Below are 11,230 nucleotides of genomic sequence, written 5' to 3' on the forward strand. Positions count from 1 at the left end.
CGCTACGACGGCCACCGCGTCAACCTCATGACCGACGCGAACGGCCAGCCCGTCCACCTCACCGCCCGCATGGAGCTGGAGGCCCCCGCCCAGCTCGATGCGACCAGGCGGGAGGCGGAGCCGCAGAGCGACGCCAGCACGCCGGCGCGGAACGACTCCGTCAAGCTGGCCCCGGACGCGGTCCGCCGCATGATCAACGGCGGCCGGCCAGACGCCCCGGACCGGACGCCGCTAGCCAGCGCGCTGGACCAGCTCCCCACCTACACGGCGAACATCAGCTCGGGGTCCAGCGACCGCACGCAGCGGCAGCGGATCTACGAGCTGCTGTCCGGCGCCGCCGGGCTGCAGCGCTTCCTCAAGCGCGCGGCCGGGCACGACTATTACCCGACCTTCTTCTCCGGGGAGACCCTGGCCGGCCACGCCGACCGGCTGTTCTCGACGTCGCCGGGGCACCGGACGCGCAACTGGCTGCGTGGGTTCTTCTTCAGCGGCCGGCACACCGTCGCGCTGTTCGCCGACCGCACCAACGTCCGGTTCCACGACCTGCTGCCGAACTCCACGCTGAAGTGGACCACACAGCTAGAGGCCGGCATCACCCGCAGCAAGGGCACGTCCACGAACGTGTCCGTCGAGGGCGAGGTGCGTGCGGTCGGCAACCCGAACGAGAGCGCGGCCTCCGCGCGCAGCCGGCAGGCGCCGAACGACCCCAACCGGGGACTGCTGCGCGCCAACGACTCCGGCCTCCCCAGCATCCAGGGGGCGCTGAACCTGTTCAGCGTCGGCCGTGGGCGCAGCAACGGCCAGTCCGAGGCCGCGACCTTCACGGAGAAGACGAGCTTCAAGCCGCACGGTGGGGTGCGCGCCTACAACTCGGACGTGCGGCAGACCGAGGTCGCCGAAATCCGGCGCGACTTCGACTTCGCGGTGAACGTGCCCCGCCACGCCAGGGGGGACCAGCACCGCGGCTTCCAGCACACGATCAGCAACGAGGAGTTCGGGTACGCCCCGCTGCCTGAGCTGTACGACGCGGGGCTCGTCAACGACCGGTACGTCCCGCCCGAACCGCCGCAGAGCCCGGCTGAGACGGACGGCGCGGAGCGGACCGAGGGCACCGAGCGGACCGAGGGGACGGAGAACCGTTCCATCGGCCGGACCGAGCCGCAGCCCAACCCGGAGCTGCGCCCCGACCGGTTTGCGGTGCGGCCGGGCTTCGAGAATCAGGGCCAGCGGCTGAAGAACGTCCCCCGGACTCCCCCGCCGGAGGCCAGCAAAGACCCGCTCGGCGTGCAGCTCGCCGACCGGCTGAAGCAGGACAACTACGTCCTCACCGGGGACAGCCGCGAGGCGGTCCTGGCCGAGATCAACGCGCACTCCACCGGGCGGAAGGCGCCGAAGGACGTCCTGGTCAAGCTGTACGCCGACGAGGGCCGGTTCTCCCGGGGAGAGGGAGACGACCGGCGGAAGCGTCCGCGCGTCGAGTTCGACAACCAGACCCGCGAGGCGACCATCCGGGTGGAGACCGTCCGTGGCCGCCCACGGCTCACCCGGGCCGGCGGCGGGGCGACGTTCGGGCACGAGATCAGCCTGGCCGACAAGACCAAGGAGAAGGAGGGCGAGAGCAGCAGCCTCGGCACCCGCGTCGAGGTCGCGCCGCTGATCCCCACGCCGCTGTCCGGCGGGGACGAGCCGCGTAACCTGCCGGGCGAACTGCCGCCGAACCGCTTCACGAACATCACTCCGGCGCCGCGCATCGGGTTCTCCAGCTCGGAGGGTGAGAACACCAGCACCGGGGACAAGGACACCACCAACTGGGTCTCCGAGCTGGTCGGCCCGTACGCCATCGCGGAGACCCCGGAGTACATTCAGCTGACGGTCGAGTACGGCACCCGCCGGTTCACCCTTGCGGGCGACTACACCACCGTCAAGGAGGCGTTCCACTCCGCCTACCTCGTCGCGAAGGACGACCCGGCCGACACTGGCACCACCGGCTCGCGCAGCGGCGAACAGGCCGGTGACGGCGGCACGGGCGAGCAGCCGGCTGAGCGCCCGACCGCCACCGAGCGCGAGGACGCCCAGCAGGACGGGCAGGTCACCGCTTCCACCCCGGCACCACGGCAGGAAACCGCCCCGGCCGCGCTCGACGGCGCCATCCGGGACTGGACCCCCCAGAACGGGCAGCCCGCAGCCGGCCAGCCCGCCAGGTTCATTCCCCTCTCGGTGGAGGCCGACGGCCAGGGCATCACCGACGCCGGATACGTCACGATGGCGCGGGCGAACGGCTGGTCGCACTCCGGCGACCTCGACTCCGACGCGCTGAAGCAGGCCAAGGCCTACGCCATCAAGAAGACGGGGATCCGGCCCGACAACGACCCGATCCCCGGCAACCTCAACCGGGACTCCGTCCGGGCCTACTTCGAGGAGGCCAGCAAGGCGGACGGGGCCGAGTTGCTCAGCATCGGCCGCAACGAGTGGAAGCTCGGCGCGAAGCCGCGGTACCGCGAGGCCACCATCATCGACGTCGCCGTCGACGGCCAGGCCAAGGGTCTCCACTCGCACAGCACCAGCAACTCCCGGGCGGTCCCCACGTCCGGCTCCACCACCGGGGGGCTCGCGCTCCGGCCGGCCGGTCTCTTCACCGAGCAGAACTCGGGGGCCGGCCAAGGCGGGGCCACCGGCACCACCCCCGCCGACGGCATTCGCGGGGACACCGTCGTGCTGTCCGGCCAGCTCGGCGGGGACATGGGCGCCGGCGACCGGGCCACCCGCACCGGTGAAAGCACCGACGGCGGGCACTCCGACAACACGCCCCCGGCCGACTCCAAGCGCACCTATCTGGTCTCGGTCCCCACCGACTGGGTCATCGCCGCGCAGCACCGCAACCGCAACATTCCCGGGCTGGGCCGTGGGACGACCCTCGGCATGGCGAGCGTGCCGTCGAGGGTCATCGGCTGGATCAACGAGTCCGACGCCCGTGAGCTCGGGCTGCTGCCCCAGGATCCGGAGGACGCCGCGGAGTGGACGCGGGCCTGGGAGGCTGTCGGGAAGGCGCAGAAGGATCTCAGCGACGCCGAGAAGACGTACTACACGAAGCGCGGCAAGCTGCCGGATCTGGTCAGCCGGCTCGTGGCGGCCGACCGCGCCGTCGCGGACGCGCGGGCGGGACTCGCCGCGGCGAGCAGGTTCTCCGACCAGGCGCGCCGGGACGGTGACGAGTCGGAGCGTGACGTACAGGCCGTCGCCCGGGCGCGGGACGCCCTCCGGGACGCCGTGGAGGCCGCCCGCACGGCCCGCACGGAGTACGAGGCGGCCGAGAAGGCGTACGGCGAGGCCCGCGCGGACTTCGAGAAGAAGTTTGACACCTGGTGGGACGAGCTGACGAAGGCGCGGCGGCACATCGCCGACCCGTCCGTGCGCACCGCCCCGGACGACGACACCTCGAAGGACACCTCGAAGAGCACGTCCAGGCCGCGTCCGCCGCAGCTGCCGGACTTCACCGAGGCCGGCCGGGTGAACCCGGCCACGGCCCCGGCGCCCACGAACCGGCAGATCGACACGGTCACGGTCATGATGATGGAGACCGGCCCGGAGGTGCCGCACCCCGCGCCGGACGGACCGGTCAGCCGCGCGGTGACCGACGCGCGCACGCAGGTGGCCCGTGCCCAGGTGGAGGTCGTGCGGTTCGAGACCGACCTAGAGGACACCCGGGTCAACCTGGACCTCGCCGACGACGACCCCTACTACCTGGGTGGGCTGGTCGAGGCGGCCGAGCGTCGGGTCACCGCCGCCCAGGCCGAGATCGACCTCGCGCAGGCCGAGCTGGACGACGCCCGGGGCAACCGGACCGGCACCGACCTGGCGCGGCGGGAGATGGCGCGCGCCCAGACCGAGCTCGACAATGCCCGGTCGGCCCTCGACCAGGCGCGCGAGCGCTTCATCCAGGCCGGCGGCACCTTCACCCCCGACGGTGCTCCGGTGCGCCCCGCGCCCACGGTGCCCAGCGACACCGGCCAGCCCCCGGCACCCGAGACGTTCCCGCCTGCCGTGCGGCCGGAGAAGTCCGGCGGCGAGGAGCCCGGCCCGCGCCCGGCGGCCACCAGCACCACCGAGGAGACGCGGCCCGCTACCCCGCCGCCGCCCACCACCCCGGCGCCCGCTGTGTCCAGCGACCTGCTGGCGCAGTTCTCGGCGGCCCTGGGCCCGCAACGGCCGGACGCCACGGATGGCACCACGCGGGGCCAGGACGGCACCGGCGATGGCGGCACGCCCACGGCCGGTGCGGAACGGCCCGGCCAGGCGGCCGAGCGCGCCGGCACACCCGACGCTGACACCGTCCGGGCGCCCGAGCCGGTGTCCACCGGCGACCAGGCCGGAGAGCCCGCCCGCGACGGGCAGGCCAGCCCCCGGCCCACGCCGGAGCGGCCGGGCGAGGAGCCGGAAACCCGGCCGGTGCCGCCCACGCCGTCCGAGGACGGCACGGACTCCGACGGCCTGTCCTCGACGACGGAGTCGGTTGACTGGGACTGGGCCGATCCGCCGTCCCCGGCCTGGACGCCGTGGGCCGGGCAGGCCGGGCCGTCCACGCGGCCGGGACAGGGTACGCCGGCCGGGCAGCCCGGAACGCGCGGCAGCGGAGACGGCGCGGTGGACAGCCCCACCACCGGGCTCGGCACTGAGGACTCCGCCAGCGACGTCTCGTCGCTGGACAGTGACGACTCCCGCTCGGAGAGCGCCGGCTCCGTCAGCACCGCGGCCACGTCCGTGCTCTCCGACGGTTCCGCGACCCTGGCCGGCAGCGACGACGCCGCGTCCTTCGTCTCCGACGATTCGGCGACGCTGATCGGCAGTGACGACGGTGTCATGGCCGACACCGCCTCGGACGTCTCGGACGAGTCCGTCCCGTCCCTAACCGAGGACTCCGGATCGGACAGCGACCGGTCCGACACCGACTCCGAGCCGGACACCGACGCCCACCCGCTGGCCAGCCAGGCGACGCTCCCCTGGGACGGCACGTTCACCGTCAACACGGCGCGCACGGACGGCGCTCCGGACGACGGCCGCGCCGACCGGTCCGTGGACGCGGCGCGGGCCGAGGTGGCGCAGGCTCAGGCCGGCGTCGTGCGGTTCGAGACCGATCTGGAGGACGCGCGCCGCAACTTCGGCCTGCCCTACGACGACCTGTACCACCTGGGCGGGCTCGTGGAGGCCGGGCAGCTGCGGGTGACCGCCGCCCAGGCCGAGATCGACCTCGCGCAGGCCCGCCTGAACGACGCGCGCGGCAGCCGCATGGGCACCGAAACCGCGCGGGCAGAGCTGGCCCGCGCCCAGACCGAACTTCGCAACGCCCAGACGGCCCTCGACCAGGCCCGCGCGCGCTTCGCCCAGGCCGGCGGGACCTACCAGCCGGACGGCAGCCCGGAGCGTCCCACGCCAGCGGTTCCGGACGGGAACGGCCAGCCGGCGGACGCGCCGCGGGCGCAGGCCCCGGTCACCACGACCGGTCCAGCCGCCGTCTCCAGTGGCGGCAACGGCACCGGCCCGGACAGCAGCGTCCCCGCCTCCATGGACACCACCGCCCGCGACCGGGAGGCCGACGCCCACCTGCGGGAGTGGCGGGCCAACCCCATCGTCGACGTCAACATGGCGCACGTCGACCTCGGCTCCGCCCGCCCGCAGAACGGGGAGTGGCCGTCCGGCGACATCCGCGCCTACCTCCCGCCCGCGCCGCGCTGGGAGGGCACGGCGGAGCAGCCCGGCAGCGCCGGTATGGACGGCGCCACCCGGTTCGACGACGACCGCGCCGCCGTCGAGTGGGCGAACCAGCACATGCCCACCGATGGGATGGACGGGACACGGCCGTGGCGGCTGCTCACCTTCCCGCAGCAGCGGGCGGTGGAGGACTTCACCGGCACGGGCTACGAGCTGGCGGACGCCGGGCTGCGCGACGGCGACGTGCCCACCCACCGCGAGCACGAGTTCGTGCGGATGGTCGACCAGCTCGACCAGGCCATCGACCGGTCCCGGGTGCCGGGGCCGCTCGTCCTGCACGCCGGTGCGGACCGCGCGCTGCTCGGCCGGCTCCTCGCCACGGTTGACCCCGGCAGCCAGGGCATCCCCACCCCGGAGAACGTGCGGAACCTGGTCGGTACCACCTTCACCGAGCCCAGCTACCTGTCCGCCAGCATCGGCTCCCACTTCCCCGGAGGCCGGGACGTCTACCTGCTGCTGCGCGTCCCCCAGGGCCACCCCGGGCTCAACGTCATGCGGCTCTCCGTCTTCGGCGACGAGGAACGCGGGATCCTGCTGCCGCGCAACACCAACCACGTGATCCACGCCGTCTACCAGCGCCGGATCGACACTCCGCTGAACGGCGGCACCCGCGACGCGTGGTTCATCGAGGCCGAGGTGGTCCCCACCGGCTGGGAACCGCCCGCCGACTGGCGTCCCGCCGCCGTTGGTGACGCCGACCGTGGCTACCCCCGCCCCACCGGCGAACCCGCGCCGTCCACGTGGCCGGCCTACGTGCTCCCGCAGGTCCCCGCGACCGCGACCACGGCCGATGGCCCCACGCCGGACGCCACACCGGCCACCGACGGTCCCGGCACGGACACCGCCGGGCCGGAGCCCGGGCCACAGCCCGGTGCCGGGGACGACAGCGCCTCCGGCACCTCGTCGCACCCGGACGACGCCGGCTCCGAGGACTTCGGCAGCGAGGCCGGCCCCGCCCTGTTCGACTCCGACGGGGACAGCGACACCGACGCCACGTCGCATCCGGACGACGCCGCCTCCGTCCTGTCCGACTCCGAGGACAGCGACACCGCCTCCGCCCTGTTCGACTCCGACGGGGAGAACGACACCGACGCGACGTCGATCGCACCGTCGCTGTTCTCCGACAGCGACGTGTCCGACGCCGAGTCCTGGGACTCCACCCCGCTCTTGGACCGGGGGCTGTCGGATGACGACTCCGACGACGACGCGGGCCCGTTCGCCGGCGGCCACGGGATGGCGGGCCCGGCGTTCCCCGCCACGCTCGCGGTGCACACGGCGCTCACCGACTCCGCCCCCAACGGCCGGCCCGACGGGGCGCGGCCGGACACCGAGGGTCCCGACGGCCAGTCCGTGGACGCGGCGCGCGCCGAGGTGGCCCGCGCCCAGGCCGATGTGGTCCGCTTCGAGACGAACCTGGAGAACACCCGCAGCGAGCTCGGCCTCGCCGACAATGACCTCTCCTACCTGGGCGGGCTCGTCGAGGCCGCCCAGCTGCGAGTCACCGCCGCCCAAGCCGAGATCGACCTCGCCCAGGCCCGCCTCGACGACGCACGCGGCAGCCGCAGCGGCACCGAAACCGCACAGGCAGAAATGACCCGCGCCCAGACCGAACTGCGCAACGCCCACACCGGCCTCGACCAGGCCCGCGACCGCTACACCCAGGCCGGCGGCACCAGCGACCAGGCCGTCTTCGCTCCCCCCACGGAGACCTCCCTCCGGGACACGGACAGTTCCCCCGCCACCCGGGGTGGCCACGCCGTGCCCACCACCGGCAACCTGGCCGCCACGGCCACCACTGACCCGTCGCAGCGGCCGGCCGGGGATGACCCATCGTCCGCCACCCCGGTGGTCGAGGACCCGTTCAGCAGGCGGACCTCCCCGCCCGCCTCCGACTCGGACGGCTCGGACGGCTCGGACGTGGACATGGACAGCGACTCCGACGACGCTATGGACGTCGACGCGTCCAGCGACCCGTTCGACAACGTGGACACGGACCCGCTGCTCGACGGAATCGACGACCTCGAGGCGGACGACGCCGCCGAGATGCTGCGCACCTACTACGACCACCATGTCAAGGGCGAGGGCCTCGACTCGGTGTTCGGGGGCGACCGCGACATGGAGGAGCAGTACCTGAACTACACCAGGTACTGGCAGGAGAACGGCGCCCTGCTCGAGGCACTGAACAATTTGACCGACGTGGGCATCACGCCGCCGCCGGGCGGCTGGGAGCGGGTCGCCAACTCCCCCCTCCGCACCGCCGCGCTGTCCGACGAGCTCGCCGATCGGTTCGGCAGCCGCCCCGGGCAGACCCGCGACTTCGCCGTCCCCACCGACAACGGCGCCGTGCTGCCCGCACGCGTCATCCAGCGTGATGGCCTGCTCGGCTCTACCCATCCGCGCTTCGAGTGGAACCGGATTCCACGGGTGACGCCGGACGGCCGCGACACCGTCGAGACCGTGGTGCGCCTCGAACGGGTGCAGAGCTTCGCCGGTCCACGCCCCGACGTCATCGTCCGGGCCGAGAACGAGCTGGTCCGGGCCATGGAAGCCCAGATCAACGACGGGCGCACCATCACCCACGGCAACGGCGCCAGCGAGCGGATCCCCTACACGCTGCGCAACGGCGCCGAGCTCCGGCTCCGCGTCGAACTCGTCGACCGCGGCCAGGCCGACCGCTACCGGCTGCACGGTCACCTCGTCTGGGGCAAGCCGTTCCGGGCCGGAGCCGGGCCGCAGCCGAACCACACGATCGCCGTGCCCGACGTGCTCTCCTGGTTCGGGCTCACCGAGTCGGGCGCGTCCCAGGCCGCGCGGACCGGCGCTCAGAGCACCCCGCCGGCCCGGGTCACCGCCGTCTCGCTGTCCCGGATCTCCGCCCTGACCGCGGAGCCCATCAGCGCACCCGCTCCCGTCTACGACGGCCTGGTCGGCCGCGTGCACTGGAAGGACGCCCGCGACCACGTCCCCGTCACCATCATTGGTGCACCGGATGACGCCTCCGGCGTGGCACGCCAGCGCGGTCCGGAGATGCGGACCACGGCCGTCCCGGCCCGTCCCACCACGGCTAGCGACCCCAACGGTGTCCGCGTGCCGGGCAATCCGGACGGCGTGCCCGAGTTCGTTCTGCCCGCCCGCCGGCACCGCTACAACATGGTGGGCTACTTCGAGGTCCGCCGGATCCCGATTCCGGACGAGTTCCGCACGCCCGGCGGCCCTTCGCACGTCCGTGAAGTCACCCTCCGCATGCAGTTCGGCTTGGACGGGGTTGACCCCGACGTGGCCGCCCAGCGCATGCGGGCGTTCCGCGAGAAGCTGGATGAGGCCATCAACTACCGGCACCGGCTTCCGAACCAGGACGGTTCTCCCGGCGACCAGCTGCACTACACGGTCGAGGAGGCGGGCACTCCCGGCGTTACCGGCCCCATCCACCGGCCGGTCACGTGGGTCGGCGAAGGCCGGCGGGCCAACATGGGGCAATGGCCGGTGGACGCGCCTCCCAGTGCCCTCGTCCACGAGATGTTGCACATGTCCGGGCTCGCGGACGAGTACTACCAGAGCGACACCCCCGCGGTGTTCCGGACCCGCCCCGACCAGTCACGGGTGGACATGGCGCCCGGCAACCTCATGGCCTGGTCGAGTACTCCCTTCGCAGGGCTGCGCGAGCACCACCTCCAGCAGCTCGCCGCGCTCACCCAGCCCGCGCTCGACCGTGACACGGGCGGCCCCACCCCCTACGAACCCCCGGTGCGGATCGCGGACCTCACCGAGGAAACGGCGGAACGCATCGGTACCCCGCTCCAGCAGGCGGCACCCGACGTCGTGGACGACCATGACGAGGCGCTCGCCTTCCTCGGCGCCTATCTGGACCACCAGCGCGGCGACAGCGTGGAGCAGGTCACCGAGAATCTGGGCCACTACGAGCAGTCGACCGACGACGGCGGCACCCGCCCCATGACGCCGGACGAGAAGTGGCAGATGCTGCAGGAGGCGTGGAACGCCTGGCGGGCATCCGGGGCGCTGGACACGGCCCTGGCGGACCTCGCGGCGCTGAACACCTCGCCGTTCTCCACAGCGGGTAACCCGGCTGCCGCGCGACCGGCCTCCGGCAGCGCCTCGGACTCCGCGCGGTCCAGTGACGGCTCCGACATGGACATCTCGGACGGTGAGGATCCGCAGGCGTTCCAGAAGCCGCCCAAGCCGTCCGGCGCGAACCCGGCGCACGCCGGCAACCCCACCGGTGACGTCTCCGGCCGTCAGCTCACCGCCGACGACCTGCTCCGGGAATGGCAGGCCAATCCCACGCTCGACGTGAACATGGTGCACGCCGTCATGGGCGACTCCCGCCCGGCGGACGGCGCCTGGCCGGCCGGGGACATCCGCAGCCAGCTCCCGCCCGCACCGCGCTGGCAGGCCACCCCGGACGAGCCCGGTGGTGTCGGGATGTCGGCCACCCGGTTCGACGACGATGCCGCCGCCGTGACGTGGGCCAACGAGACGATGCCGGTCGAGGGGCACGACAGCTCGAACCCGTCCGCGCAGCTGCTCACCCCCGAGCAGGAGCAGGCGGTTCGGGACTACACCAGCCTCGACTTCGACATGCTGAAGAAGGGGCTGCGGCACGGAAACGTGCCGCCCGGGGAGGAACAGCGGTTCCGTCAGCTCGTCACCGACCTCGACGCGGCGATCGAGCGTGGCCAGCTGCCCACGGCGTTGAACCTGCACTGGGGCATCAACGATGAGGTGGTCGGGCAGCTGGTGGCGTCCCTGGTGCCCGGCCACCAGGGGCCGCTCACGCCGGACATCGCGCAGCGGATGGTCGGCAGCACCTTCACCAACAGCAGCTACACCTCGGCCTCCATCGGCTCGCACTCGGCCGTCGCCCGCGACGCCTACGTGCTGCTGCGCGTGCCCAGCGGCCACCAGGGGCTCAACGTCATGCGGCTGTCCGAGTACGGGATGGACGAGCGGGAGATCCTGCTCCCGCGCGAGATGAAGTCCGTGATTCACGGCGTGTACCAGCGCCGCATCGACCTGCCCAACGACCTCGGCACCGTGGACGCCTGGTTCATCGAGGCGGAGGTCGTCCCGACGGACTGGGAGCCGCCCGCGGACTGGCGCCCGGCCCCGCTGGGTGACGCCGACCGGGGTTACCCCCGGCCGACGGGCCGGATCGGCCCGTCGGGTGGGTACGGCCCGAACGCGATGCCGGGCCAGCCCGCGCCGTGGGGCGGCCCGTGGCAGGTCAACATGGTGGTCACGGATCCGGCCACGCCCAGCTCCGGGAACGATCCTCAGCCCGGCGCCGATCGCACCGGTGGCGCCCCCGCCACCACCGGCCCGGACCGGAGCGGGCGCACGGTGGACGAGGTGCGCGCCGAGGTGGCCCGCGCCCAGGCCGATGTGGTCCGCTTCGAGACGAACCTGGAGAACACCCGCAGCGAGCTCGGCCTCGCCGACAATGACC

General features: G+C 73.3%; 1 protein-coding gene (running past one end of the window). It reads left to right on the forward strand.

Going from position 1 to position 11,230, the window contains the following annotated elements; translation table 11 throughout:
- The coding region annotated (locus B5D66_RS10455) for an ADP-ribosyltransferase (RefSeq protein WP_200813606.1) crosses the window boundary (this coding region is incomplete at its 3' end): on the forward strand, positions 1-11,230 show 11,230 of its 38,038 nt. 26,808 nt of the annotated region lie to the left of the window's left edge.

Source organism: Marinactinospora thermotolerans DSM 45154, from assembly GCF_900167435.1.
Lineage (GTDB): Bacteria > Actinomycetota > Actinomycetes > Streptosporangiales > Streptosporangiaceae > Marinactinospora > Marinactinospora thermotolerans.